The following is a 24,883-nucleotide window of genomic DNA, read 5'->3' on the forward strand; positions in this document are numbered from 1 at the left end:
TATGGCACAGAGTCAGGACGATCCGTTCACCTCGTTGGGCGCACGACGGTCCACCGTCGACCACCTCGAGGAGATCAAGCCCTACGAGTCGATGAGTTGGGACGAGTTCCTGGCCGAGATGGCCGAGGTCTACGAGAACAGAGAGTAATGACTCTCACGACCGTTGCACTGGACGCCACGACAGGTGCGGGACCCAAACCAGCCCTGTACGTGGCGAACCATACTGCCGACGACGCCATGCAGGCATCGTCACGCCGTATTACGTGCCGGCGTGACATGGCCTTTTCGGCGTCGTCCGGTTTTCGCCGGGCCGCAACCGGCGTCATCGATGAATACTGAAAACGGAACTCAGACGACTGCAACGAAGTGTTCAATCGGTTGGATCGGTAAGTCCGACCGTTTCGGCTATCCGACAAGTGTCGAACCTGAAGACATCGACGGGACCGACGAAACGGATCCCTACGCCCGCAAGCACGTCGGGGAGGTGAGTTCGTAGATGCCGCCAGCCGCTACGATTACGCCACTACCCGACGCCGACGAGTGTGGGTTTCCCGAGTGCGAGGAAACCGAACTCCTCGCCCGTGTCGACCCCGACGGCGTCGACGAGTCGCTGGTTCTCTGTCCGACTCATCGCGTCACCTTCCTCCGGGGGAGTGGTGACTGATGGCGACGTCCACAAAGAGTTACCGCGTCCGGATCGGCGGAGTCGCCGACGGTGGAAATCCTACACCCGACCTGAGTCCGCGGGCGGCCTTCGAGCGATGGCTCGGTCGGCTCCGTGCATCTAAGGCCGACTTGACTGTCTCCGGCTATCACTACCAGCTCAAACTCTTCATCGAGTTCTGCGAGCAGGAGGGTATCACTTCGATCGACGATCTCTCCGGATGGGATATTGATACCTACGAGACGCACAGACGCAAGAAAGGCGTCGAACTCAACTCGCTCAGTAAGGAGTTGGGAACGCTCAAGCGCTTCCTGGAGTACTGTGCCCGGATCGAGGTCGTCGACGAGTCGCTTCCCGAGAAGGTCGACCCACCGGATGTCCCCCGCGATGCACAGGTTGACGAGACCCGGCTGGAACCCCACCGAGCGAGTGCGTTGCTTTCGTACTACGATGAGCATGCCTACGGGACCCGACCCCATGCGTTGCTCACGCTGGCGTGGTACGTCGGTGCACGGCTCGGCGCGCTTCGTGGGCTTGACATCGACGACTACGACAGCGACGAGGCGTATCTTGAGTTCATCCACCGGCCGCGGGAAGATACACCGCTGAAAAACGGTGCTGACGGTGAGCGCGCCGTAGGGCTCTCGCGGGAGGTCTGTGATGTCCTTGATGCCTACCTCGAAGGAGAGCGTCACGAGAATTACGACGACTACGGTCGTCGACCGCTGTTCACGTCCGAAGTCGGGCGTGGATCCCGTTCGGCAATTCGGAGTTGGACGTACCTCGCGACAGTCCCCTGCCTGCACACCGAGTGCCCGCACGGGCACGATCCCGAGACCTGCGAATACCTCGACTACTCGAAGTCAAGTCAGTGTCCGTCTTCGCGCAGTCCGCACCAGGTCCGGACCGGATCGATCACCTGGCAGCTCAATCGTGGCGTCCCGATCGAAGCGGTCGCTGAGCGTGTGAACACGTCTGTCCGGACGCTGAAGCGCCACTACGATCAGCCGACCAAGCGCGAGGAACTCGAGGAGCGTCGTCGGGAACACGTCGACAAACTCGGATTCGATGAAGACGAGGATGATCAGGATGCCGTCGGCGAGAACGGGGGTGAGCAGGAGTGACGTTGTTCCTTCCCGCCCCAACCCACTTCTGCCGGCGCTACGCGAGGAGCGGAGCGACGAGCCAGCGCCGGTGAAGCGGTTCCGTGGAGTGAATCCAGAGGACGAGCGCAGCGACGTCCTCGCGGTTCGATTCCGCCCCAACCCATTCTATCGAGGCAAGTTCGGGCAGCCCCGACTGTGTCGCAGTCCCCTCACCTGTCACATCCTGTGGCGGTGGATGGCGTGTGTCCCTCCGTCGCACTCGATCCGCCCCTCATCTCGACGGCGATTCGCTCGAGCAGGTCGTGTACGGTCCTTCGACCCCGCCGTCGAGACCGACGCCGGCCATCCGGTGGGGGTTCCTCGACGGTTTCGATCGACCGGTGGTTCGGTGTGATCTCCGTCTGGTGTTCCAGCAGGACCACGTACGCGAGGTCGGTCGGGGAAGAGAAACAAGTTTCAAGCCGGGGGGCAACCCACGTGTAGATATGGACATCGCCGATATCGCGACCTCGGAGTATATCGAAATCGACGTCGACGAACGACTGGGGAAGGTTCAGTCGATCTTCGAGCGCGAGAATCCCAAGGGGCTCATCGTCACGCGGGACGGCGAGTACGCCGGCGTCATCGGCGAACGGGACCTCGTCCGATCGCGCATCGAAGACGACACCAAGGCCGACGTACTGATGCGGTCCGCGCCACGGGTCGACCGCACCGAGGACGTGCGCGAGGTGGCGCGCGTTCTCGTCGAGGGCGGGACGAAGGTCGCCCCCGTCTACGAGGGCGACGCCCTCTGGGGGATCGTCACCGCCGACGCCATCCTCGAGGCGGTGCTCGACAGCCTCGACGCGCTGACGGTCGACCAGATCCAGACCGACGACGTGGTCACCATCGGCGAGAAGTCCCACGTCGGGCAGGCGATCAACCGTCTGCGCGAACACGGCGTCTCCCGACTGCCCGTCGTCGACGAGGACGGCCTCCTCGTCGGCATCCTCACCACCCACGACATCGTCGACTTCGTCGTCCGGGATCCGGACCGACAGGGTCGTGGCGACCGGCGTGGCGACCTCGACCGGATGCTCGACCTCCCGGTGTACGATCTCATGACCAGTCCCGTGCTGACGACCCTCGGGACCGAAACCGTCGAGGACGCCGTCCGACAGATGCTCGACAACGACGTCTCCGGCCTGGTCGTCACGCCGAGCGGCGAGGACGGCGACAGCGTCGCCGGTGTCCTCACCAAGACGGACGTGCTGCGGGCGCTCACGTTCACCGAGGAGGACCGGATGGACGTCCAGATCACCAACGTCAAACTGCTCGACACCATCTCCCGCGAGGAGATCGTCGAGGGCATCACCGGCGTGGCGGACAAGTACCAGAAGATGCAGGTCCACCACGCCCACGTCCGTTTCCACGAACACAAGGAGAAACTCCGCGGAACGCCCCTGATCCAGTGTCAGATCCGCCTGCGGACCAACCACGGGCAGGTCGGCGGCTCCGGCGAGGGGTACGGCGCCGACCACGCCTTCCACGTCGCCGCCGACACGCTCGAACGCAACGTCCTCGAACTGAAGGGACTCCGCGCCGACGAGCAGTACCGCGGGCAGTTGCTCCGGAAACTGGGCGAGCTATAGCGTCTCCTCGCCGGCCGCCAGTCCGTCGCCGGTGATGCGGAACGTCGCCGTCTCGCCCGCCGGTTTCGATCGGTGTTTCTCCAGCGTCGCCCGTCTGTTGCCGCCTCGGAACCGATCCAGCCGGAGGACCGTCCCGGTCCAGTGGTTCAGGGTGTGGCCGCCGAGCGCCCGCGCCCGGTCGCCGTCGGGGTCGGTGAACACTTGGTTCGTGACGACCACCGCGAGGTCGTGTTTGCGCGCGAGCGACAGCAGGTGGGTGATCTGTCGCCCGACCTGCCGGAGCGTCTCCCCCTCGTCGGCGTCGTGGCGTTCGAGTCGGTAGAAGCCGGTCGCGCTGTCGAGGACGAGTAGTTCCGCCCGCGGTGCGAACTCCGCGGCGTCGCGGACCGCCTCCTCCTGTTCGGCGAACTCGTGGGCCTCGGTAACCACGAGACGGGACGCAACTGCCTCGAAGTCGTCGTCGCTCGCAGCGGTCGCGAGCTGTCTGAATCGGTCGACCGAGAGCCCCTCCGTGTCGATGTAGACGGCGGTCCCGCCGGCGACGGCGACCTGGACGGCCGCCGAGAGCGCGAGGTTCGTCTTCCCGGCCGCCGGCGGGCCGTACACCTGAGTGACGGTCCCGCGTTCGAACCCACCGCCCAGCAGGTCGTCGAGCGGGGGGCAGCCGGTCGGCACCGGGGGCGATCCCGACGCCGCGTCCGGCGCTGACTCTGGTTCGGGCACACGATCACTCGGTCGCAGTGACTCATAAACCTTCGACACCACGCTTTATTCCCGCGGGACCGAAGGACCGCCGTGATCGTCGTCGCCACCGCCGACTTCGAACTGTACCACGAGGCCGTCTCCCTCCTCCGGGACCGCGGCGTGGCGTTCACCACCGTCGATCCGGGGGCCGACCTCCCCGACGAGGCGTCGGTCGTCGTCGCCGCGCCGGACGACCCGGTCGTCGACGCCGACGCGGACGTGGAACGCGTGACTGCGGCGGCGGCGGCGGAGGCCCGCCGCGCCGTCGACGAGGCGCTCGCACACCTGCGGGCCGGCGGCGGACGGACCGTCGTCGGCGTCGATCCCGGCACGCGCCCTGGTATCGCCGTCCTCTCTGGCGAGACGGTCGTCGCCGCCTTTCACGTCCCCCTCGGCGACGCCGTCGAGACCGTTCACCGGGAGGTCGCGGACGCGGTCGACCCACTCGTTCGGATCGGCGACGGGGCTCGACTCCACGGTGCGCGACTGGTCGACGACCTCGACGACGTGACGGTGGAACTCGTCGACGAGACGGGGACGACGCCCTACCTCGGCACGGGCGCTCGGGGGATGGGTGACGTCCTCGCCGCGGTCAACATCGCCCGACTGGAGGGCGAACGCGTCGATTCCCGGGATATCGAGCCGACGACGGGCGAACTCCAGCGGATCAAGGACCGCTCCCGGCGCGTCTCGACCGACGACCGGACCATCGACGACGCCCTCGCCCGGCAGGTCGCAGTCGGCGACCTCACCATCGAGGAGGCACTCGACGCCCACCGCGAGGGGTGATCGCTACTCGCCCTCGGACGCCGCCTCCGCCCGTCGCCGGACCTCCCGAACCGTCAGTCCCGTCTCGCTCGCGACGGCCAGTGCATCGTCGTACTCCGCGCTCCGGTCGTACACCGCACCCTCGGCGTCGGATGCCACCTTCACCCGGACCTCGTAGGCATCGCCCTCGATGTCGATCGTCACCGTCTCCACCGAGCGGTCGGCAACCCACCGGTGGCCGGCGCTCCCCTCGCGGACGCCGAGGGTCCCCGTCTCCTCGGCGAGTCGCCGCGCCACCCGCTCGGCGTCCTCCGGGCGGGCGACGACCTTCACGAGGTGGCCCGGTCTGGACTTCTTCATTGTCGCCGGCAGGACCGACACGTCGAGTGCGCCCGCGTCGCCGAGCGTCTCCTGGAGGCTCCCGAGGGTCTCGGGCGTCGCGTCGTCGAGGTTGGTCTCCAGGACGGCGATGGACTCCCGACGGAGGCCGCCGCCGTCGCCGACGAGGACGCGGAGGGCGTTCGGGTGCCCCTGCACGTCCGCGTCACCGGCCCCGTACCCGACGGTGTCGACGTCGAGGCTCGGGAGGTGGTCGACGCCGTCCGCGACTTCCGCGAGGATCGCCGCCCCCGTCGGCGTGAGGAGTTCCCGATCGACCGGTCCACCCCGGATCGACCAGTCCGCGTCCGCGACGAGTTCGGCCACCGCCGGCGCGGGCACGGGGTAACTCCCGTGGCTCATCGACACCGTCCCGGCGCCGACCGACACCGGGGTCGTCACGACGCGGTCGGGGTCGAGGTCGGCCAACAGGAGACACGCCCCAACCACGTCGGCGATGGCGTCGTCCGCCCCGACCTCGTGGAAGTGCGTGTCCTCGAGGTCGGTCCCGTGGACCGCCGCCTCCGCCTCGCCGAGGCGACGGAAGGTCGCGAGTGCGTCCCGCTGGACCGCGGGTGGGAGGCCCATCCCTTCGACGACCTCGACGACCTCCGAGTAGGTGCGTCGGGGACCGACCCCTTCGGCGTGCGTGTGTTCGTGGTCGTCGTGATCGTGGTCGTGGCTGTGCGTGTGATCGTGATCGTGATTGTCGTCCCCGACCTCTACGAGGACGTCGACGGTCGTCGCGGTCACGCCCGCTCTGGTCGTCGACCCGACGGCGTAGCGCACGTCGAGTGCGTCCGACACGCGGTCGAGGACGTCCGGATCGGCCCCGGCGTCGACCAGCGCCGCACAGACCATGTCGCCGCTCGCCCCCATCCGTCCGTCGAACGCGACCGTTTGCATACCGGATCGCTCACGCTCGACGGTCAAACGGCTTGCGACCGCCACCGGATCGGTAGGGGTTTGTACACCCCGTGTGTATGCTACTACATGACATGCCCAGCGGCCACGCGTGAACGGGTGATCGGCGGCAACAACAAACTTATGCCCCGCCACCGGCGAGACATCACCATCTTCGCGGATACATCATGAACGAAGTCCAACTCGAAGTGGCGAAGGCGTACCCGAACGACTCGGGACGCGGTATCGCCCGGCTGGACCCCGACACGCTGCTCCACCTGAAGCTGTCGCCCGGTGACATCATCGAGATCGAAGGGGCGGATCGGACGGCGGCGAAGGTGTGGCGTGCCGACCGGCAGGACTGGAACACGGACACGGTCCGGATCGACGGGTTCACCCGGCAGAACGCCGACGTCGGCATCGGCGAACGCGTCACCATCCGGAAGGCCGAGGCGACGAAGGCGGACAAGTTGGTGCTCGCCCCGCCGGAGGAGGCGAGCGTCCAGTTCGGCTCCGACGCCGCTGGTATGGTCAAGCGGCAGATCCTCAAGCGACCGGTGGTCGAACGCGACATCGTCCCCGTGATGTCGAGTACGAACCACCCGTTCATGCGGTCGCCGGGGCAGGCCATCCCGCTGATCGCCGTCGAGACCGACCCCGACGGCGTCTGCCTGATCACCGAAGACACCGAGGTCGAACTCCGCGAGGAGCCGATCTCCGGGTTCGAGAAGACCGGCGGCGGCATCACCTACGAGGACATCGGCGGCCTCCAAAACGAGATCCAGCGCGTTCGGGAGATGGTCGAACTCCCGATGAAACACCCGCAGATCTTCAAGAAACTCGGGATCGAACCGCCCCAGGGGGTGCTCCTGCACGGGCCGCCCGGGACGGGCAAAACCCTACTCGCGAAGGCGGTCGCCAACGAGACGTCGGCGAGTTTCTTCTCCATCGCCGGTCCCGAGATCATCTCCAAGTACTACGGCGAGTCCGAACAGCAGTTGCGCGAGATCTTCGAGGACGCCAAAGACGAGTCGCCGTCGATCATCTTCATCGACGAACTCGACTCCATCGCGCCCAAACGCGAGGACGTGACCGGCGAGGTCGAACGACGAGTCGTCGCCCAACTGCTGACGATGATGGACGGCCTCGAGACGCGGGGACAGGTCATCGTCATCGCGGCGACCAACCGGGTCGACTCCGTCGACCCCGCCCTGCGGCGGCCGGGCCGGTTCGACCGTGAGATCGAGATCGGGGTCCCCGACGAGGCGGGCCGCAAGGAGATTCTCCAGATCCACACCCGCGGGATGCCCCTCTCCGACGACGTGAGCCTCGATCACCTCGCCGACGAGACCCACGGGTTCGTCGGTGCGGACATCGAGAGCCTCACCAAGGAGGCCGCGATGAAGGCGCTCCGGCGCTACTTGCCGGAGATCGACCTCGACGAGGAGGACATCCCGCCGAGTCTCATCGACCGCATGATCGTCAAGCGCCAGGACTTCGGCGGCGCACTCAACGAGGTCGAACCCTCCGCGATGCGGGAAGTGTTGGTCGAGCTCCCGAAGATCACGTGGGACGACGTCGGGGGACTAGAGGACCCCAAACAGAACGTCAAGGAGGCCGTCGAGTGGCCGCTCTCCTCCCCGGAGAAGTTCGACCGCATGGGGATCGACCCGCCGAAGGGCGTCCTGCTGTACGGGCCGCCGGGAACGGGGAAGACCCTGATGGCGAAGGCCGTCGCCAACGAGACCAACGCCAACTTCATCTCCGTCCGTGGTCCCCAACTCCTCTCGAAGTGGGTCGGCGAATCGGAGAAGGCGATCCGGCAGACCTTCCGCAAGGCCCGGCAGGTTGCGCCGACGGTCATCTTCTTCGACGAACTCGACTCCCTCGCACCGTCGCGGGGCAACGAGGTCGGCAACAACGTCTCCGAACGGGTCGTCAACCAACTCCTGACCGAACTTGACGGGCTCGAAGAGATGGGCAACGTGATGGTCATCGGCGCGACCAACCGGCCCGACATGATCGATCCCGCTCTCCTGCGTTCGGGACGGTTCGATCGGCTGGTGTTCATCGGCGAACCGGAGATGGAGGGCCGCGAGCAGATCCTGAAGATACACACGGGTGACTCGCCGCTCGCGCCCGACGTGAGTCTGCGCGAGGTCGCGGAGATCACCGACGGCTACGTCGGTTCCGACTTGGAGAGTATCGCCCGCGAGGCCGCGATGGTCGCCCTGCGCGAGGACGACGACGCCGAACACGTGGAGATGCGTCACTTCCGCCAGGCCATGGAGAACGTCCGTCCCACGATCACCGACGAGATCATGGACTACTACGAGCGGATCGAAGAGCAGTTCAAGGGTGGTGGCGGCGGCGAGGGCCTCGCCGGACGCGGTAGCGGCGGCCGGATCGGGTTCCAGTAGCGCGCTCCCACCCCCGGCCGGTGCGTATTAGTGACTCGTCGGCGTACTCTCGAGGTGGAAGGGTGGCTCAGTGGTAGAGCGTCCTCCGTCGTACCCTCCCTCGGCCGGCGACGCCGGTTCGAGGGTTCGGACGGGTGACGGGGTAGTCGGCCGATACGGTCGGCGATGGCTTCGCGTGGTTCGAATCCCGCCCCTTCCACTCGGTCCAGTCAGGTGTTTCGGGGGGACCGGGCGTCCCGAACGGTCGCCCCGTCCCGTACGACGTCTTCACAGCGGGGACAGACCCGTGGGTCCTCGACGCTGTTGGGCGTAAACACCCTGGCGTAATCGCGCGTGACGAACGCCCCACAGTTCTGACACTCTGGCATACACCGAGGAATTTCACGTCAGATTTTATAAGATTTGGGGCCGGTGACGATCCCGTCGAAAGTGATTTTAATAACCTTTAGTTATTACACCTATGGAACTACCGACGCCGCAGGATCTCCGGGAGCGGCGAACGTCGCTGGAGTTGACACAGAGTGCTCTCGCGGAGATGGCCGGAGTCTCTCAGCCGCTGATCGCACGGATCGAGGGTGGCGACGTCGACCCCCGGCTGTCGACGCTGCGTCGCATCGTCGCCGCCCTCGACGAGGCCGAGGGAGGTGTCGTGCGTGCGGAGGACCTGATGAACGAGGTGTTGGCGAGTGTCGAACCCGACGACTCTGTCTCCGACGCCGAGCGACGGATGGAGGAGGCGGCCTTCTCGCAGTTGCCGGTGTTGCAGGGCGGGCTTCCGGTCGGCTCCATCAGTTACAGCGACATCCGTCACGAGGGCGAGAACGTGGGGCAGAAGGCGGTCGCCGAGATCATGAGCGAGCAGTTCCCGACCGTCTCGCGAGAGGACTCGGTGGATAAGATCAGCAACCTGCTGGACTACTACAAGGCCGTCATCGTCACCGAGAGCGGCGAGGCGGTCGGCATCATCACCGAGGCCGACATCGCGGCCGAACTCTCCTGAGGTTTTTGTCGGAGGGAGCGGCCACCGCCTCGCGTGCGCTGACCGTTCGTCCGGGGTCGGTCCGCGGTCGTGCGTCCACCCGATCCCGGTTCGATGCAGGACGCCTGTTCGCTACAGTTCCAGGCCGCGGATCGCGACGCCCTCGCCGGCTTCGACCCGACCGATCACTCGACCGTCGACCGTCTCCGCCAGCGAGTCCGCCTCCGCCGGGTCGACCGCCGCGACGAACCCGGTCCCCATGTTGAACGTGCGGTGCATCTCCTCGTCGGAGACGTTGCCCAGCGACTGGACGAACTCGAACACCGGTTGCGGGGCGAACGCGTCGTCGATCACGTACCGGGCGTCGCCGAGTCGCTCCAGGTTGGTCCAGCCCCCGCCCGTGACGTGTGCGGCGGCGCGGACGCCGTGGTCGCGCATCGGGTCGAGGAGATCGGTGTAGATCCGCGTCGGTTCGAGGAGCGCCTCGCCGATCGTGTCGTAGTCGCCGAACGGGCAGGGGTCGGTGTACGATCCCTCCCGTGTGACGGCCGTCCGGGCGAGTGTCAGCCCGTTCGAGTGGATACCGGAAGAGCGGACGCCGACGAGGGCGTCGCCCACCTCGGCGCTCCCGGGAAAGACGGCGTCCTTGGCCGCGAGGCCGGCACACGTCCCCGCGAGGTCCAACCCCGAGATCACCTCCGGCATCACCGCCGTCTCGCCGCCCACGAGTTCGATCCCGGCGCGGTCGGCTCCCTCGGCGAGCCCCTCACCCACCTGCTCGGCGAACCGTTCGTCGGGTTCGTCGACCGCGAGGTAGTCGACGAAGGCCACCGGTCGGACGCCCGCCGCGACGAGGTCGTTCGCGTTCATCGCGATGCAGTCGATGCCGACGGTCGAGTAATCGTTGAGGGCGTCGGCGACGAGGAGTTTCGTTCCAACGCCGTCGGTGGCCAACCCCAGATACCGGTCTCCGATGTCGAGGAGGCCGGCGTAGTCACCCGCGCTCTCGCCGACCGCTCCGACGAGGGCGGCGGTAGCCGCCTCGCTCTCCGCGATATCGACACCGGCCGCCGAGTACGTGAGTTCGTCGTCCTCGCTCATGACCCACACCGCGGCGGCCGGACGCAAAAACACACCGTTTGGTCGCCCGACGGCCGACGGTGTATTTGGTGATGGCGTGCGAGTCCCCCCCCATGGACCGAAGGTTCCTGGTCGGTGTCGGTCTCACCGCCGCCGGCGTCTGTGGCTACGTCGTCGGGACGGTCGTCCCCTACCCCGGGCGCGCGTTCTCGCTCACCGCCGTCATGCTCGGAATCACGCTCGCGGCCATCGGCGACCGACGGGGGACGACTGCGTGACGGTTCGAACCCTCGTCTACGACGGCGACCACGTCGAGACGCGCGACGCCGACGACGCCGAATCTCTCCGCGTGGCCCGCGAGGCGACCGGAACAACCTGGGTCCGCACCTCCGATCCCACCGACACCGAGTACGACCGACTGAGCGCCGCGTTCGACCTCCATCCCCTCGAAATCGAGGACATGCGGAGCAACGCCTCCCCGAAGGTCGAGGTGTTCTCGGGACACACGTTTCTGCTCGTCAAGACCGCCAGTCTCCGCGGCGGCGAGACGACCTTCGAAGAGGAGATACGCGACCGTCCGGTCGGTCTGTTCTTCGGTCCCGACTGGATCGTCACGATCGCGACCGAGGAGACCGGAGCCGTCGAGACGGTGTGGGACCGGGTCCGGCGTGAGGATCCCCGGCTCCTCCAGCACGACGCCGACTTCACCGCCTACCGCGTCGTCGACGCAGTCGTCGACGAGTACTTCGTCGTTCTCGACGAGATCGGTCGCGACATCGAGGCCGTCGAGGACCGCATCATCGACGATCCCGACACGGAGACACTGGAGATCCTCAACAGTCTCCGCCGAGAACTGCTGTCGATCCGGCGGATCGTCTGGCCGACCCGTGACGCGGTGAGTATCCTCTCGAAGGGCGACGCCGACCACGTCCGGGAGTCGACCGAGAAGTACTACCGCGACGTGTACGACCACCTCGTCCAGCACGTCGAACTCGTCGAGACGTACCGTGACCTCGCCAGTGGGGCCCGCGACATCTACCTCAACACGCTCTCGCAGTCGACCAACGAGGTGATGAAGCGCCTCACCGTCGTCGCGACGATCATCCTCCCGCTGACTTTCGTCGTCGGCGTCTACGGCATGAACTTCGCTGGGGGCCCGTTCAGCATGCCCGAACTCGGCTGGCGATACAGCTATCCTGCGGTCCTGCTCGGGATGGTCCTCACTGCCGCCGTCATGCTCCAGTACTTCCGGTCGGAAGGGTGGCTGTGATACATGTACATCCGGTCCTCGGGGATCGTCCCGTGCCGCCGCGAGGCGGTCGGTGAGATACCCGTAGTACTCCTCGCCCGTCGCGGCGAACGGCTCCAGCGGTCCGGGATCGACACCGGGGTCGTACACGCGATCGAACATCGACCAGACGGATCGCTCCGGGGACGTCCGGAACCCGCTCGTGGACGGGCGTGATCGACGGGAGGGCGTCGCCGGTCACGTGTCCCGTCTCGGTCAGGTCGAGCTGGTCGAGGAGGTAGTCGGCGGCGAGTCCCGCGGATCCGAACGCCGAGAACCCGGCGACGACGGATCGCTTCGATCCGAGATGTGACAGGGCGGGTCGAGATCGGTGTCGGGTGGCATGCGCCGAGGTACGCCGGTCGGTCACTTGTGGGGCCCGCCGATCACGCGGACCGCCGGGTCAGTCGTCCGCCGGGTCGTCGACGACGTCCGCGACGCGCGGGTCGGGTGTCTCGCTCGACCGCCACGTCCCCCGGCGATACCAGAGGTACGCGATCACCGCGCCGAGGACGTTCGAGATCAGGAAGGAGATCCAGACCCCCGCCGGTCCCATGGGTCCGGAGGCGACCCACGCGATTGGGAGGCGGATCCCGCCCAGCATCGTCACGGCGATGGCGGCGGCGGTGAGCGTCTTGCCGGCCCCACGGAACCCGCCGTTGTACGAGCGCATGATCCCGATGAAGCCGAAGGAGGGAGCCACGTACCGGAGGAACGTCGCTCCCACCTCGATGACCTCGGCGTCGTCGGTGAACAGGCCGACGATGGGATCGGCGAACAGGTAGGTCACCACGCCGGCGGCCGCGAGGACGACGAACGTGGTCCGCGCGGCGACGCCGGCAGTCAGGGCCGCCCGGTCGTAGTTCCCCGCGCCGATGTTCTGTCCGGCCATCGTCTCGACACCGCGTGCGACGGCGATGGCGGGGAGGAAGATCACGGAGAACACCCGGACTCCGATGCCGAACGCGGCCACTACGGGCGTCGAGAACGTCCCGACGATGAACATCAGGAGGTTGATGGCGACGGCCTGGCCGGTCCCCTCGACCGAGGCAGGGACGCCGATGCGGAGGAGTCGCCGCCCGTAGGCGGGGTCGGGCACCACGTCCCGGGGACGGATGCGGACACCACGCCGCCCGGAGACCATGATCCAGAGACCGACGACGAGTGCCAACCCGCGGGTGAAGATGGTTGCGATGGCCGCACCTTCGATCCCCCACTGGGGGAAGGGTCCCCACCCGAAGATGAGGATCGGATCGAGGATGATGTTGAGGACGACCGATCCGAGCATGACGAGCATCGGCGTGATCGTGTCGCCGTACCCTCGCATGAGCGAGATGAACACGAGGAAGCCGAACATGAAGAAGATGCCCAGCGAGATGATCTCCATGTACGCGGTCGCCAGGGGCAACACGTCCGGTTCCGGGCCGAGGAGCGCGAGGACGTCGCCGACGGAGAAGTAGGCCACCGCGCCGACGACGACGGAGACGAGGGCGGCGAACCCGACGGTCTGGGAGGCGGCGTACTCGGCTTCCGCGCCCTCGTCGGCCCCCGTATACTGGGCGACGAGGATACTCCCCGCCACCGCGAGCCCCATGCCCAGCGAGATGATGAGAAACACCATCGGGAAGGCGAAACTGATCGCGGCGAGGGCCTCGGTGCTGTACTGGCCGATCCAGAACGTGTCGGCGAGGTTGTACGCGGTCTGGAGCAGGTTGGTGACCACGATGGGCAGGGAGAGATACAACAGCGGCGGCCCCACGTCGCCGCTCGTCAGGTCGAACTCGTCGCGGGATTTGAACAGATCCCGCGGGTCGGGAGCCATCAGGCCGCCCCCCCGGCCAGACGGTCGTCGATCGCCGCCCGGACCGCCGCGCGGACGCCCTCGTCGTCGCCGAGGACGACCCGTCGGGAGTGGCCGCCGTCGACGAGCGTCACCAGGAGTGTCGCGGTCGTCTCCGGGTCGACGTCGGCACGAAAGACGCCGGCGTCGACGCACTCGGCCACGACGCGCCTGACCTCGCCGTGGAGATAGCGGTCGAACCGCTCCAGTCGGTCGCGGAAGTCCTCGTCGTGGGGGGCACGGGCCTTGATCTCGAACAGGGCGGTCCGGAGTTCCTCGTTCGCCGCCGTCCGCGGTGGGTCGAGTGCGTCGTCGATCAGCGTGCGGAGGCGGTCGGCGGCGTCCCCCGGGACCTCGTCGGGGGCCGCGACGCCGTCCGTGTAGGCGTCGAAGAGGTGATCGAGGAAGGCGAGCAACAGGCCACGCTTGGTGTCGTAGTGGTAGTGGAGGGCGGCTTTGCTCTTTTGCCACTCGTCGGCGATGTCCTGCATCGTCAGGTCGGCGTAGCCGTGGCGACAGAGGGCGCGGTAGGTCGCACACATGATGTCGTCGGTTCGGTCGGGAACCGGGTCGTCGGACACACGCTAACTGACCGGTCAGTCAGCAAAAGGCTTCGGAACTCGATCCCACTCCGCCGCTCAGAACCCGATGCCCAAGACGAACACCACGACGACGGCGAGGACGGCGGTGGGGACGAACGCGAGGACGAAGACGCCCTTGCTCCAGTCGAGGACGGTCCGGCCGTCGAGCGCGCCGAACGGGATGAGGTTGAACGCCGCCAGGAAGAGGTTGATGGCGACGCCGCGCCCGCCGACGAGCGAGAGCAGCGGCGATCCGGCGGCCAGCCCGACGACGTAGACGGGTGCGAAGACGGCTGCGAGGAGGCCGTTGGTGACGGGGCCGGCCAGCGCGATCAGTCCGTGCTCACGGGGCGTGAGACGGCCGCGGTGGTGGACTGCCCCCGGTGCGGCGAAGAGGAAGCCGACGAGGGCGCTCACGAGCGCCAAAAATAACATCCCGTAGTCGGCCCGGAACTTCGCGACCTGTCCGAACCGGACCGCGATCACCTTGTGGGCGAGTTCGTGCAACAGGAAGCCGAAGCCGGCGGTGACGAGGCTGACGACGAGGGGGACGACGACGCCCTCCGAGAGCAGGCTGTCGATGGCCCGGTTCCCGCCGCCGGCGAAGAAGATGGCAAAGGCGGCGCCGAGGACGACCCACGCGACGGCCAGATCACGGAGTTCGCGCGTGCTGAACCGGATGGTCACGCGACGGTCCTCCAGATGAGTTCGGCGCTGTTTCGCGCACCCTCGATCATCAACCGCCCGACCCCCTCGACGCCGCCGATCTCGGTCGCGAAGAGGGGGAGCACGTACACCGCGAACAGGACGCTCGCGATCATGCTCCCGATGTTCGTCATCGCGACGATCATGATGAGTCGGAAGAGGGGGACGCCGAACATCTCGGAGACGAGACGGCGGATCGGCTTCTCCTCGTCGCTCAGCAGGTCGTTGAGCCGCCCGATGTCGGCGACGTTGACCGGGGTGTTCCGGAGTTCGACGTAGCCGGTGAACCACCCCGGTGCGAGCAGCGGGTTGACCGACGTCATCCACGCGACGAGGCCGCCGACCAGCGTCGCGGACCAGCGCGCCCCGGCGAGTTTGGCGAGGCCGGCCGCGAAGACGCCGTTGATGAGAAACCACGCGGCGAACAGTCGGAGGAGGAAGCCGTCCCGGACGCCGGCCATCGCCAGCAGGACGAAGAAGGCGACGAAGCCGACCGAGACGAGGACGCCTGCGGCCTTCAGCCACGGGAATCCATCCCCCGAGTCGGTGCCGACGAGCGACTCACGAGGCGGGAGCGTTTCCGGGGCCGCGAGGTAGCCCTCGATCCCCTCGCGGTGGCCCGCACCCACGACCGCCACCACGTCCCGTCCGGTCTCGCGCAGGGCGACGAGTTCGTGGGCGATGTACGCGTCGCGTTCGTCGATGAGGGCACGGGCCCCGCCGGGGCTGAACGTACGGAACTCCTCCATCATGACGCTCACCACGTCGGCGTCCGTGAGGTCTGCCAGGTCGAGTTCCTCCAACTCCTCCTCGTCGGTCCCGCCGTAGCCGAGCAGGTGGGCGACCGTCCCGCCGAGCAAGCCGACGGTCGCGCCGCCGGTGATCCCGACGGCGAGGCTCCCGACGGCGCGGGCGACGAAGGTGCCGAGCGACGCGACGACGCCGTCGGCGAGGCCGAGGCCGACGCCACCCACGAGTCCCGTGGCGATACCGACGCCGACGGCCGCGAGGAGCGCCTCGTCGGGGTCGAGGACCGCGTCCACCAGGGTGTGCGCCACCAACCCCACGCCGAGCGCGATCAGGACGCCACCGGTGATCCGCGAGAGGACGGACAGCGTGAGTCCCAGTTCCGGTCCGAACAGGCCGACGATCGGCCCGGCGATCAGTCCGGCGGCGAGGCCGACGACCAGTCCGACTCCGCGGGCGTCGGTGACGCCGAAGGCGAGGCCGCCGACGAGGCGGAACTTCGCTATGGGCCCGAGCCGCGCCCAGAATCGCTGGATCGTCGTCTGGATGTCGCGGTCGACCAGCGCCACGTCGATGCCGAGGTCCTCCGCCGTCTCGACAGCCGCCATCATATCCGCGCCGGGTTCGATGTCGAACTGCTCGCCGAGGCGAGCCTGGACGTACGAGAGCATCCAGTAGGCGAGAAACTGGAAGACGGTGTTGCCCCGCAACAGGTCGCCGGGTTCGATGTCGTCCGGCGTCTCGCCCTGTAGCTGTCGGTACCGGCCCTCGTCGAGTTCCACCGCGACCACGTCCGGTCGCTCCGCCTCGATGACGTCCTCGACCTCCCGAACGCTGTCGGCCGAGACGTGTGCCGTACCCACGACCCGAACCCGCCCCTCCCGGTCGGCCGACGCCGTGGGATCGCTCATTACCCCGCGGTACTGTCGCACGCTTTTTACCCTTGTCGGAGAGAGGCGGCGTATGGTCTCCATCGACAACGAAGCGGCGCTGGCATCGACGCCCGCGCGGGAGACGGCGCTCGCCTGTCTGCGAGCGGGTATCGACGCGGCCAGACCCGACCGCGTCGTCGCCGACTCGGTCCGTCTCGACGGCGACGTGCTCCACGTCGGCGACGCGACGTACGACCTCGCGGGCGTCGACCGAATCGTCGTCGTCGGCGGCGGGAAAGCCGCCGACGGCGTCGCGACGGCCCTGGAAGGCGTCCTCGGCGACCGGATCGACGCCGGCGTCGTCGTCACGCCCGATCCCGGAGACGGCGACCGGATCGACCGCGTCCGGGGCCACCACCCGGTCCCAAGCGCCGAGGGCGTCGCCGGAACCGACCGGATCCGCGATATCGTCTCCGACGCCGGCGAGCGGACGCTGGTGCTCGCGGTCATCACTGGCGGCGGGAGCGCGCTGTTGCCCGCGCCGGCCGAGGGAATCTCGCTCGACGATCTTCGCCGAACGACCGACGCGCTCCTCGACGCCGGCGCCGAGATCGGCGACCTCAACGCGGTGCGCAAACACCTCTCGACGCTCAAGGGCGGCGGTCTCGCACAGTTGGCCGCCCCCGCGACCGTCGCGAGCCTCGTGTTCAGCGACGTGGTCGGCAACGACCTGAGCGTCATCGCCAGCGGCCCCGCCGCACCGGACGACTCCACCTACGAGGAGGCGTTCTCGGTGCTGGATCGGTACGGCGTCGACCCGCCGGCCGCGGTCAGGGATCGGCTGGATCGGGGTGCTGCGGGCGACCTCCCGGAGACGCCCGGACCGGACGACCCCGTCTTCGAGCGTGTGGCGAACCACGTCCTCGCGGATGCGTTCACCGCCATCGACGCGGCGCGATCAGTCGCCCGCGACCGGGGGTACGGCACCTGCGTCCTCTCCTCGTCGGTGCGGGGCGAGGCCCGGGAGGCGGCGCTGACACACGTCGCCGTCGCCGAGGAGGTGACCGCGACGGGCAACCCCGTCGACCCGCCAGCGGTCGTCCTCTCCGGCGGCGAGACGACGGCGACCGTTCGCGGCGACGGCGTCGGCGGTCCGAACGGCGAGTTCGCGCTCTCGGCGGCGGTCGAACTCCCCGACTCGGCGACGCTCGCCTGCGTCGACACCGACGGCCGCGACGGCAGCAGCGACTTCGCCGGTGCGGTGGTCGACGGGGACACCGTGTCCGATACCGACGCCGCGCGGCGCGCCCTCGCCGATAGCGACGCCTTCGGCCACCTCGGCGACCGCGACGCCGCCGTCACCACCGGTCCGACGGGGACGAACGTCAACGACCTCCGGGTGCTCGTCGTGGAGTGAGGCCGCTCTGCGAACCGCGTCCGCTGGGTTGCGACGCCGCAAAAGAGCGGTCGAACACCGTCACCGGTCGTCCGCCAGCAGAACGGGAGGGGAGGCGTTACTTCGTCGCCGATTCGAGGACAAGCGTGTCGCCCTCGAGGTAGTGTTCGAGGTGGTGGGCGTGCTCCTCGAGCGTGATCAACTGCTCGCGGAGCATCTCGGCGGTCGCGTGGTCGCCGAGGCCCTCGGCCAGTTCGACGTGGTCGCGCACCGTCTCGATGATCTCGCCGTACATCTCCATGTCGTTGTGGAGCGAGGTCCGGATGTCGTACACGTCGTCGTCTTCGGGCTCTACGGGAGCGTGCGCCTCGAGGCGCTTGCCGCCCGCGAGTGGGACGCCGCCCAGCGCCTGTGCGCGCTCCGCGAGTTCGTCGGCCGCGGCCTCGGCGTCGCCGGCCGCCTCGCCGAGATACTCGTGGATCTCGAGGAACTCCGCGCCCTCGACGTTCCAGTGGTGTTTCTTCAGCTGGTGGTAGAGGACGTACGTCGCGGCGAGGTCCGTGTTGAGCGCCTCGACGAGCTGTTCGGTCTTGTCCTGGTCGATGCGGAGCGCCTCGGACGCCTCGATCGAATCGGCCTGCTGTCGGACGGATTCCTGTTTGCTCATTGCAGTTACCCGTAGGGCCTCCACCCACTTACCCTTTTTCGCTGTGAGTGGTTGTCACGGCTTCAAACCCTCGAAATTGGGGTTCTGAGGTGGTTGTGCGACCCGGCTCGTGACGTCCCTGCGGTCGGTTATAGCGGAGAGAGGAAGTTTTGTACCGCCCCCCACCGTAGGGCACCGGTATGGCAGATTTGCTGCCCTCGCGTCCCGACACCTCCGCGGCCGAGGAGACCGACCCCCGGGTGGTCGGCCTCGACAGCGAGGACGCCGACGACCTGTTGTCGGCGCTCTCCTCGGACACCGCCCGCGAGGTGCTCGCGACCCTCCACGACGAACCGGACACGCCCTCCGGCGTGGCCGACCGCGTCGACACGACCCTCCAGAACGCACAGTACCACCTCGGCAACCTCGACGACGCGAACCTCATCGAGGAGATAGACACCATCTACTCCGAGAAGGGCCGGGAGATGAGCGTCTACGCCCCCGCCGATCGACCCCTCGTCGTGTTCGCCGGTAGCGAAGCGGAGAGCGGCGGCCTCGAGAGTGCGCTCAAGAGCCTCCTCGGGGCCGTCGGATTGCTGGGCGTCGCGAGCCTCGTCGTCCAGTGGCGGTTCGGCGACTTCCCCGGTCTCGGCGCGATGGGTGGGGCAGACGCTGGCGGCGACGGCGGTGGCGGCGTCTCGACGATGAGCACCGAATCCGCACGAACCGCCGCCGACGCCGGTGGCTCGCTCCCGCCGGGCCTCCTCTTCTTCCTCGGTGGCCTCCTCGTCCTCGCGGCCGTCGGGACCGCCCTGTTCCTCCGTCGGCGTCGACGCTGACCGCCGCCCGCCCGTAGCTATTCATACTCCCCGTTCGAACGGCTGGCCATGGAGCACACCGCCGAGGTGACCGGTATCGGGGTTGGAACCGGCGAGGACGGGTCGAACGTCCCCGCGGTCCTCCTCGCCGCCAGGGAGGAGTACCTACCCGTCGTTATCACGGCCGATCAGGCGCGGGCGATCCAACTCGGATTGTCGGGTGAACCGTTCGAGCGACCGCTCACGCACGACCTCCTCGTCGAGATGCTCACCGAGTTCGGTGGTGCGATCGACGGTATCCGCATAGACGACCTCGCCGACGGTACCTTCTACGCCAAGGTCGACGTCGAGCGGTACGAGGAGGGCCAGTCCCGGTCGTTCGTCTTCGACGCCCGTCCCAGCGACGCCATCGCCCTCGCGGTCCGGGTCGACTGCCCGATCACGGTCACCGACGGCGTCCTCGACAGCGCCGGCCGACCGGAAGACGAGTTCGAACCCGAACGGATCGACGACCTCGACGACGACCGCTGACCCGATCGATCCGATCCGGTCTCGCCCCGCCGACCGGGTGGACTTTTCACCACACCCCCCGACGCTCCCCGTATGACCGACGGCGAGACGGCGACACTCGCGGAGTCACACACCGAGATGACCGAGTTGGTGCTTCCCAACGACACCAACACCCACGGCCGAGCGCTCGGGGGCGCCGTCCTCCACTGGATGGACGTCTGTGGCGCCATCGCCGCGATGCGCTTCGCGACGAGTGGCGTCGTCACTGCGGCGATGGACCACGTCGATTTCAAGAGCCCGATCGATCTGGGCGAGGTGGTCGTCGTCGAGGCGTACATCTACGACACCGGCCGGACCAGCATCGACGTGAACGTCGAGGTGCGCGCGGAGGACCCACGCACGGGGGACGAACGCGACGCGACCTCCTCGTTTTTCACGTTCGTCGCCGTCGACGACGACGGCGAGCCGACGACCGTCCCCGATCTGGCGTGTCCGACCGAGGGCGAGCGTCGCCTCCGCGACGCCGCCGTCGACGACCGGGCCGCCCAACTGGAACGGTTGGTCGAGCGGATGGAGGGCTGAGATGGGACGCTGGTCCGGTCGAAACCCTCGGTAAAGCTGGGGTTCCGAACGGATCCACTCGGCGCGGCGAACGCTTTACGAGGCCGCGTGCCGTGTTCCGGGTATGGTCGTCCCGGAACTCGAGGAATGTCCGAACTGCGGGAACGAAGACATCTACTGCTACTCCACCGGCCTGAAGGTACACGATATCGAGAAATACTGTACCGAATGTGAAACGGAGTTCAACCTCGGGGAGGCCATCTATGGGTGAGCGTGTCTCACCGGAGTTGGACGGCGGGGCGGACATCGATTTCGGCGTGGGATAACCGTCGCCATCGCGCCGACTGGACACTCCTCTCCGAGGACAGCGACCCGCTCACTCGAAGTCCGGCAGGTCGTCCGGAGCCTCGTACTCCGTCTCCCAGTCGACGTACTGCTCTTTCAGCACCTCACAGACGAGTTGCCCGAGTTCCGTCAGCCCGGCGTTGATCGCCGAGACGGTGCCCCACGAGTCTAGGTCGGGGTGGTACTCCCGTTCTTTCCAGTCCTCGGGGATGCCCGGCGCGTGGTAGCCCACCCGCTCTGCGAAGGCGTCCCAGAAGAAGTCGAACTGCCTGAGCATCCCGAGGTCGGTGACGATGTCGAACTCCGTCTCGTCGACGCCGGTGTCGGCAGCCCACTCCTCGAACGCGTCCTCCCAGGCGCCGTCCCGGAGCAGTTCCTCCAGTTCGTCGCGCTTGTAGTCCGTGTCGCCGACCACCTCGGCGTCGTCGTACTCGTTCGGATCGACCCCCTCGAGTTCCGGCGGCGGCGGTACCTCGACGTTCAGGCTCATACGCCGGGTACGTCGTCCGCGGCGATAAATCCCGCCGGTCGCTCCGATCGGCCGCTTCGGACGCCTTTTCGGGTCCGGGTGACTACCTCGCCGTCACCCAGCCTCGACACGTCGGCGTCGACGAACTGCTGATCCGACCGAACCGGTGCTGTAGGAGACGGTCCGCGCCACGACCACCGTTTTGATATACGCGCGGGGTTTGGGTCGAGTATGGACGACGCCGACGACGTCAGCGACCAGTACACTCCCGAGGACGTCGAGTCCTCGGTGAACGCGTACTGGGAGGAAAACGACGCCTACGAGGCAGCTAAGGAGGCCCACGCGGACGACCCGACCTTCTTCTTCGTCGACGGGCCGCCGTACACGAGCGGCCAGATGCATCTCGGGACGGCCTGGAACAAGACGCTGAAGGACGCGATCATCCGCTACAAGCGGATGTCGGGCTACGACGTGACCGACCGCCCGGGCTACGACATGCACGGCCTCCCCATCGAGGTGAAAGTCGAGGAGGAACTCGGCTTCGACTCCAAGAAGGACATCGAGGAGTACGGGATGGAGGCGTTCATCGAGGAGTGCAAATCCTTCGCGGAGCGCAATCGCGAGAAGATGGACGAGGACTTTCGCTCCATCGGCGCGTGGATGGACTGGGACGACCCGTACCGCACCGTCTCCCCGGAGTACATGGAGGCGACGTGGTGGGCGTTCAAGCGCGTCCACGAGAACGGCCTCGTCGAACGGGGCAAGCGCGCGATCAACCAGTGTCCCCGGTGTGAGACCGCCATCGCCGACAACGAGGTGGAGTACCACGAGATCGAGTCGCCGTCGATCTACGTGCGGTTTCCTCTGCGCGAGCGCGAGGGGTCGCTCGTCATCTGGACGACGACGCCGTGGACCATCCCCGCCAACGAGTTCGTCGCAGTCGACGCCGAGATGACCTACCAGGCCGTCGACGCCGAACGCGACGGCGAGACCGACCGCCTCTATATCGCCGAACCCTGCGTCGAGGACGTGCTCCGCCGTGGCCGGTACGAGGAGTACGAGGTCGTCGAGGAACTCGACGGCTCGGACCTCGTCGGATGGACCTACGACCACCCGCTCGCCGAGGAAGTCCCCGACCACGCAAACGGCGAGGGGACAGGGCAGGTGTACGCCGCCGACTACGTCGAGGCCGACCGCACGGGGTTGGTCCACTCCGCGCCCGGCCACGGCGAGGTGGACTTCGAACGCGGCCAGGAACTCGGGCTCGAGATATTCTCGCCCGTCGCCGGCGACGGTACCTTCACCGACGAGGCCGGGCGGTACGCGGGGCAGTTCGTCCGCGACGCCAACGACGACATCGTCGAGGACCTCGACGCCAAGGGACTGTTGCTCGCCGCCGACAGCCATACCCACCGGTACGGGCAGTGCTGGCGGTGCGACACCGACATCGTCTACCTCGCGACCGACCAGTGGTTCATCACCGTCACCGACGTGAAAGACGAACTGCTTTCGAACATCGACGACAGCGACTGGCACCCCGAGTGGGCCCGGGACAGTAGATTCAGAAACTTCGTCGAGGACGCCCCGGACTGGAACGTCTCCCGCCAGCGCTACTGGGGCATTCCCCTCCCGGTCTGGGTGCCCGAGGACGACCCGGATCCGAGTGCCGACGACATCCTCGTGATCGGGACGCGGGAGGAACTCGCCGAGCGTGCGGACGGCGAGGTCGACCCCGAGACGATCGACCTCCACCGCCCGAGCGTCGACCCCATCACGATCACCGAGGACGGGACCACCTACGAGCGCGTCCCCGACGTCTTCGACGTCTGGATCGACTCCTCGGTGGCGACGTGGGGCACCCTCGACTACCCGAGCGACGAGTCGCGGTTCGAGGACCTCTGGCCCGCCGATCTCATCGTCGAGGCCCACGACCAAACCCGCGGCTGGTTCTGGTCGCAGTTGGGAATGGGCACCGCCGCCCTCGACGAGATACCCTACGAGGAGGTCGTCATGCACGGCTTCGCCAACGACAGCGACGGCCGGAAGATGTCGAAGTCGCTGGGCAACATCGTCACGCCGGAGGAGGCCATCGACCGCTACGGGCGCGACCCGCTCCGGGCCTATCTCCTCAGTCACGATCAACACGGGACCGATCTCTCCTTCGAGTGGGAGGGGTTGGAGGAGACCCAGTCGACGCTCAACATCTTCTGGAACGTCTTCCGGTTCCCGCTGCAGTACATGGCACTCGACGACTACGACCCGGCCGAGGCCGACCTCTCGGACGGCGAACTGACCGTCGTCGACGAGTGGGTGCTCGCCCGGCTTCAGACCGTCGAGGCCGAGGTGGCCGACGCGTGGGACGACTACGCCGTCCACGACGCCCTGAACGCCGTCCTTGACTTCCTGACCGAGGACGTCTCCCGATTCTACGTCAAGGCGATCCGCGAACGGATGTGGGAGGAGCGCGATTCGGCGTCGAAACGCGGCGCCTACGCGACGCTTGCGACCGTCTTAGACGAGACGATCCGTCTGCTCGCGCCCGTCACGCCCTACCTCGCCGAGGAGATGTACCAGACCCTCGACGGCGACGCGACGACCGTCCACCAACTGTCCTCCCCGACCGCCGACGACGCGTGGCACGACCCCGGCTTGGAGCGCGACGTGGCCGTCCTGCGAGCGGTCGAGGAGGCGGCGGCCAACGCCCGCCAACAGGGCGGGCGCAAACTCCGGTGGCCGGTCACGCGCGTGACCGTCGAGACGGACGACGAGGGCGTCGCGGACGCCGTCCGATCGCTCCGCGACCTGCTCGGCGAACGGGTCAACGCCCGGTCGGTCGAGGTGACCGACGCCTTCGACGAACTGATCGAGCGTGCCGAGCCACGGATGAGCGTCATCGGCCCGGAGTTCGGCGGCGACGCCCAAGAGGTGATGGCGGCCGTCGAGGGCGAACGCCGGAGCGAACTGGCGGCCGACGAGGGTGAGCATCCCTACACCACGACCGTCGACGGTGACCGGGTCGGCCTCACCGAGGAGATGGTCGACTTCCGCGCCGAACCGCCCGAGGGCGTTTCGAGCGCCGACTTCGACGTCGAACTCGACGGCGACCGGACCGGCGGGAGCGTCTACGTCGACACGTCGCTGACCGACGACATCGAGGCCGAGGGGTACGCCCGGGACGTGGTCCGGCGGATCCAGGAGATGCGCAAGCGCCTCGACCTCGACGTCGAGGAGTCGATCCGCACCCGGATCGATGTCGACGACGACCGGGTCGCCGGCTTCGTCGACGACCGGCGCGACCTGATCGCGGAAGAGACCCGGACCGCGGAGTTCGACGCCGACGCCGACGACCTGATCGAGGAGTGGGACGTCGAGGGCGTCGCCGTCACCATCGGCATCGAACGGTTAGAGGCCGAACAGCGGGCGGCCTGATCG

The 24,883-nt window shown here is 67.6% G+C and carries 26 protein-coding genes and 1 tRNA gene; 17 read left to right on the top strand and 10 right to left on the bottom strand.

What is annotated here, in order from left to right; all coding sequences use genetic code 11:
* The first annotated feature begins 1 nt into the window (after window position 1).
* The 4 genes from NBT81_RS10840 to NBT81_RS10855 all read left to right on the top strand — a co-directional run bounded on the left by NBT81_RS10840 (window position 2) and on the right by NBT81_RS10855 (window position 3,401).
* Window positions 2-148: a hypothetical protein gene (locus tag NBT81_RS10840; protein ID WP_338738403.1), complete on the top strand. Its 147-nt coding sequence runs from the start codon at window positions 2-4 to the stop codon at window positions 146-148.
* A 348-nt stretch (window positions 149-496) separates the two neighbouring features.
* Window positions 497-664, top strand: a complete 168-nt coding sequence (locus NBT81_RS10845; protein ID WP_338738405.1) for a hypothetical protein — start codon at window positions 497-499, stop codon at window positions 662-664.
* Complete coding sequence (locus tag NBT81_RS10850) at window positions 664-1,788, top strand: tyrosine-type recombinase/integrase (protein WP_338738407.1); 1,125 nt, start codon at window positions 664-666, stop codon at window positions 1,786-1,788. Before NBT81_RS10845 ends, NBT81_RS10850 begins: the two co-directional genes overlap by 1 nt.
* Before the next feature lie 467 nt (window positions 1,789-2,255).
* Entirely contained in the window at window positions 2,256-3,401 is a 1,146-nt protein-coding gene (locus NBT81_RS10855) for a CBS domain-containing protein (protein ID WP_338738409.1), read from the top strand.
* On the opposite strand, the gene radB is transcribed toward NBT81_RS10855, so the two are convergent.
* A complete protein-coding gene (gene radB / locus NBT81_RS10860) occupies window positions 3,396-4,124 on the bottom strand; it encodes a DNA repair and recombination protein RadB (protein ID WP_338738411.1) in 729 nt (242 codons plus the stop codon). The two genes, NBT81_RS10855 and radB, sit on opposite strands and share 6 nt — an antisense overlap.
* Window positions 4,125-4,196: 72 nt before the next feature.
* Here radB and NBT81_RS10865 point away from each other — a divergent pair, with 72 nt between their 5' ends.
* Entirely contained in the window at window positions 4,197-4,934 is a 738-nt protein-coding gene (locus NBT81_RS10865; protein WP_338738413.1) for a hypothetical protein, read from the top strand.
* Between the two features lie 3 nt (window positions 4,935-4,937).
* On the opposite strand, the gene larC is transcribed toward NBT81_RS10865, so the two are convergent.
* Window positions 4,938-6,197, bottom strand: coding sequence for a nickel pincer cofactor biosynthesis protein LarC (gene larC / locus NBT81_RS10870; RefSeq protein ID WP_338738415.1), 1,260 nt, complete (start codon window positions 6,195-6,197; stop codon window positions 4,938-4,940).
* Between the two features lie 185 nt (window positions 6,198-6,382).
* Here larC and NBT81_RS10875 point away from each other — a divergent pair, with 185 nt between their 5' ends.
* Together NBT81_RS10875 and NBT81_RS10880 are read left to right on the top strand one after the other, a co-directional pair.
* Window positions 6,383-8,614, top strand: a complete 2,232-nt coding sequence (locus NBT81_RS10875; RefSeq protein WP_338738417.1) for a CDC48 family AAA ATPase — start codon at window positions 6,383-6,385, stop codon at window positions 8,612-8,614.
* A 56-nt stretch (window positions 8,615-8,670) separates the two neighbouring features.
* Window positions 8,671-8,813: transfer RNA gene (locus NBT81_RS10880), tRNA-OTHER, on the top strand.
* A 10-nt stretch (window positions 8,814-8,823) separates the two neighbouring features.
* On the opposite strand, the gene NBT81_RS10885 is transcribed toward NBT81_RS10880, so the two are convergent.
* Window positions 8,824-8,982: a DUF7563 family protein gene (locus NBT81_RS10885; protein WP_338738418.1), complete on the bottom strand. Its 159-nt coding sequence runs from the start codon at window positions 8,980-8,982 to the stop codon at window positions 8,824-8,826.
* 92 nt (window positions 8,983-9,074) lie between these two features.
* Between NBT81_RS10885 and NBT81_RS10890 the strand changes: the two genes are divergently transcribed.
* Window positions 9,075-9,614, top strand: coding sequence for a CBS domain-containing protein (locus NBT81_RS10890; protein WP_338738420.1), 540 nt, complete (start codon window positions 9,075-9,077; stop codon window positions 9,612-9,614).
* A 111-nt stretch (window positions 9,615-9,725) separates the two neighbouring features.
* Here the strand turns inward: NBT81_RS10890 and purM are convergent, their stop codons facing one another.
* On the bottom strand, window positions 9,726-10,694 hold the full coding sequence (purM, locus tag NBT81_RS10895; RefSeq protein WP_338738422.1) for a phosphoribosylformylglycinamidine cyclo-ligase: 969 nt from the start codon (window positions 10,692-10,694) through the stop codon (window positions 9,726-9,728).
* A gap of 92 nt (window positions 10,695-10,786) precedes the next feature.
* Between purM and NBT81_RS10900 the strand changes: the two genes are divergently transcribed.
* The 3 genes from NBT81_RS10900 to NBT81_RS10910 all read left to right on the top strand — a co-directional run bounded on the left by NBT81_RS10900 (window position 10,787) and on the right by NBT81_RS10910 (window position 12,274).
* Window positions 10,787-10,951, top strand: a complete 165-nt coding sequence (locus NBT81_RS10900; protein ID WP_338738424.1) for a hypothetical protein — start codon at window positions 10,787-10,789, stop codon at window positions 10,949-10,951.
* Window positions 10,948-11,943 carry a magnesium/cobalt transporter CorA gene (gene corA, locus NBT81_RS10905; RefSeq protein ID WP_338738426.1) on the top strand — a complete coding sequence of 332 codons (996 nt, stop codon included), beginning with the start codon at window positions 10,948-10,950 and terminating at the stop codon, window positions 11,941-11,943. The genes NBT81_RS10900 and corA overlap by 4 nt, the downstream gene beginning before the upstream one ends.
* A 181-nt stretch (window positions 11,944-12,124) precedes the next feature.
* Entirely contained in the window at window positions 12,125-12,274 is a 150-nt protein-coding gene (locus NBT81_RS10910; protein ID WP_338738428.1) for a hypothetical protein, read from the top strand.
* A gap of 90 nt (window positions 12,275-12,364) precedes the next feature.
* Here the strand turns inward: NBT81_RS10910 and NBT81_RS10915 are convergent, their stop codons facing one another.
* Genes NBT81_RS10915 through NBT81_RS10930 form a run of 4 tightly spaced genes read right to left on the bottom strand, consistent with a single transcriptional unit; the run spans window position 12,365 to window position 16,745 of the window.
* On the bottom strand, window positions 12,365-13,783 hold the full coding sequence (locus NBT81_RS10915) for an MATE family efflux transporter (RefSeq protein WP_338738430.1): 1,419 nt from the start codon (window positions 13,781-13,783) through the stop codon (window positions 12,365-12,367).
* Complete coding sequence (locus NBT81_RS10920; RefSeq protein ID WP_338738433.1) at window positions 13,783-14,382, bottom strand: TetR/AcrR family transcriptional regulator; 600 nt, start codon at window positions 14,380-14,382, stop codon at window positions 13,783-13,785. The genes NBT81_RS10915 and NBT81_RS10920 overlap by 1 nt, the downstream gene beginning before the upstream one ends.
* A gap of 57 nt (window positions 14,383-14,439) precedes the next feature.
* On the bottom strand, window positions 14,440-15,069 hold the full coding sequence (locus NBT81_RS10925; RefSeq protein WP_338738435.1) for a metalloprotease: 630 nt from the start codon (window positions 15,067-15,069) through the stop codon (window positions 14,440-14,442).
* Complete coding sequence (locus NBT81_RS10930; protein ID WP_338738437.1) at window positions 15,066-16,745, bottom strand: TraB/GumN family protein; 1,680 nt, start codon at window positions 16,743-16,745, stop codon at window positions 15,066-15,068. Before NBT81_RS10930 ends, NBT81_RS10925 begins: the two co-directional genes overlap by 4 nt.
* A 52-nt stretch (window positions 16,746-16,797) precedes the next feature.
* Here NBT81_RS10930 and NBT81_RS10935 point away from each other — a divergent pair, with 52 nt between their 5' ends.
* Window positions 16,798-18,123 (top strand): glycerate kinase type-2 family protein, encoded by a 1,326-nt coding sequence (locus NBT81_RS10935; protein ID WP_338738439.1) that lies wholly within the window; start codon window positions 16,798-16,800, stop codon window positions 18,121-18,123.
* A gap of 97 nt (window positions 18,124-18,220) precedes the next feature.
* Here the strand turns inward: NBT81_RS10935 and dpsA are convergent, their stop codons facing one another.
* Window positions 18,221-18,769 (bottom strand): DNA starvation/stationary phase protection protein DpsA, encoded by a 549-nt coding sequence (dpsA, locus tag NBT81_RS10940; RefSeq protein WP_338738442.1) that lies wholly within the window; start codon window positions 18,767-18,769, stop codon window positions 18,221-18,223.
* A 179-nt stretch (window positions 18,770-18,948) separates the two neighbouring features.
* Between dpsA and NBT81_RS10945 the strand changes: the two genes are divergently transcribed.
* From NBT81_RS10945 to NBT81_RS10960, 4 genes are all read left to right on the top strand, one after another.
* Entirely contained in the window at window positions 18,949-19,587 is a 639-nt protein-coding gene (locus NBT81_RS10945) for a helix-turn-helix domain-containing protein (RefSeq protein WP_338738444.1), read from the top strand.
* 48 nt (window positions 19,588-19,635) lie between these two features.
* Window positions 19,636-20,097: a bifunctional nuclease family protein gene (locus NBT81_RS10950; protein ID WP_338738446.1), complete on the top strand. Its 462-nt coding sequence runs from the start codon at window positions 19,636-19,638 to the stop codon at window positions 20,095-20,097.
* 72 nt (window positions 20,098-20,169) lie between these two features.
* Window positions 20,170-20,658 (top strand): acyl-CoA thioesterase, encoded by a 489-nt coding sequence (locus NBT81_RS10955; RefSeq protein WP_338738448.1) that lies wholly within the window; start codon window positions 20,170-20,172, stop codon window positions 20,656-20,658.
* 103 nt (window positions 20,659-20,761) lie between these two features.
* Entirely contained in the window at window positions 20,762-20,908 is a 147-nt protein-coding gene (locus tag NBT81_RS10960; protein WP_338738450.1) for a hypothetical protein, read from the top strand.
* A 105-nt stretch (window positions 20,909-21,013) separates the two neighbouring features.
* Here the strand turns inward: NBT81_RS10960 and NBT81_RS10965 are convergent, their stop codons facing one another.
* Window positions 21,014-21,472, bottom strand: coding sequence for a hypothetical protein (locus NBT81_RS10965; RefSeq protein ID WP_338738452.1), 459 nt, complete (start codon window positions 21,470-21,472; stop codon window positions 21,014-21,016).
* A 210-nt stretch (window positions 21,473-21,682) separates the two neighbouring features.
* On the opposite strand from NBT81_RS10965, the gene ileS reads away from it, so the two are divergent.
* The gene (gene ileS, locus NBT81_RS10970) at window positions 21,683-24,880 is read left to right on the top strand and encodes an isoleucine--tRNA ligase (protein ID WP_338738454.1); all 3,198 of its coding nucleotides are present in this window, start codon (window positions 21,683-21,685) and stop codon (window positions 24,878-24,880) included.
* The last annotated feature ends 3 nt before the right edge of the window (window positions 24,881-24,883 follow it).

The sequence above is a fragment of the Haloplanus sp. CK5-1 genome, from assembly GCF_037201915.1.
Taxonomy (GTDB): domain Archaea; phylum Halobacteriota; class Halobacteria; order Halobacteriales; family Haloferacaceae; genus Haloplanus; species Haloplanus salilacus.

Coding starts and splice junctions, on each gene's coding strand:
- NBT81_RS10840 (WP_338738403.1), top strand. CDS start 2: ATGGCACAGAGTCAGGACGATCCGTTCACCTCGTTGGGCGCACGACGG.
- NBT81_RS10845 (WP_338738405.1), top strand. CDS start 497: ATGCCGCCAGCCGCTACGATTACGCCACTACCCGACGCCGACGAGTGT.
- NBT81_RS10850 (WP_338738407.1), top strand. CDS start 664: ATGGCGACGTCCACAAAGAGTTACCGCGTCCGGATCGGCGGAGTCGCC.
- NBT81_RS10855 (WP_338738409.1), top strand. CDS start 2,256: ATGGACATCGCCGATATCGCGACCTCGGAGTATATCGAAATCGACGTC.
- larC (WP_338738415.1), bottom strand. CDS start 6,197: ATGCAAACGGTCGCGTTCGACGGACGGATGGGGGCGAGCGGCGACATG.
- NBT81_RS10875 (WP_338738417.1), top strand. CDS start 6,383: ATGAACGAAGTCCAACTCGAAGTGGCGAAGGCGTACCCGAACGACTCG.
- NBT81_RS10885 (WP_338738418.1), bottom strand. CDS start 8,982: ATGCCAGAGTGTCAGAACTGTGGGGCGTTCGTCACGCGCGATTACGCC.
- NBT81_RS10890 (WP_338738420.1), top strand. CDS start 9,075: ATGGAACTACCGACGCCGCAGGATCTCCGGGAGCGGCGAACGTCGCTG.
- purM (WP_338738422.1), bottom strand. CDS start 10,694: ATGAGCGAGGACGACGAACTCACGTACTCGGCGGCCGGTGTCGATATC.
- NBT81_RS10900 (WP_338738424.1), top strand. CDS start 10,787: ATGGACCGAAGGTTCCTGGTCGGTGTCGGTCTCACCGCCGCCGGCGTC.
- NBT81_RS10915 (WP_338738430.1), bottom strand. CDS start 13,783: ATGGCTCCCGACCCGCGGGATCTGTTCAAATCCCGCGACGAGTTCGAC.
- NBT81_RS10930 (WP_338738437.1), bottom strand. CDS start 16,745: ATGAGCGATCCCACGGCGTCGGCCGACCGGGAGGGGCGGGTTCGGGTC.
- NBT81_RS10935 (WP_338738439.1), top strand. CDS start 16,798: ATGGTCTCCATCGACAACGAAGCGGCGCTGGCATCGACGCCCGCGCGG.
- dpsA (WP_338738442.1), bottom strand. CDS start 18,769: ATGAGCAAACAGGAATCCGTCCGACAGCAGGCCGATTCGATCGAGGCG.
- NBT81_RS10945 (WP_338738444.1), top strand. CDS start 18,949: ATGGCAGATTTGCTGCCCTCGCGTCCCGACACCTCCGCGGCCGAGGAG.
- NBT81_RS10950 (WP_338738446.1), top strand. CDS start 19,636: ATGGAGCACACCGCCGAGGTGACCGGTATCGGGGTTGGAACCGGCGAG.
- NBT81_RS10955 (WP_338738448.1), top strand. CDS start 20,170: ATGACCGACGGCGAGACGGCGACACTCGCGGAGTCACACACCGAGATG.
- NBT81_RS10960 (WP_338738450.1), top strand. CDS start 20,762: ATGGTCGTCCCGGAACTCGAGGAATGTCCGAACTGCGGGAACGAAGAC.
- NBT81_RS10965 (WP_338738452.1), bottom strand. CDS start 21,472: ATGAGCCTGAACGTCGAGGTACCGCCGCCGCCGGAACTCGAGGGGGTC.
- ileS (WP_338738454.1), top strand. CDS start 21,683: ATGGACGACGCCGACGACGTCAGCGACCAGTACACTCCCGAGGACGTC.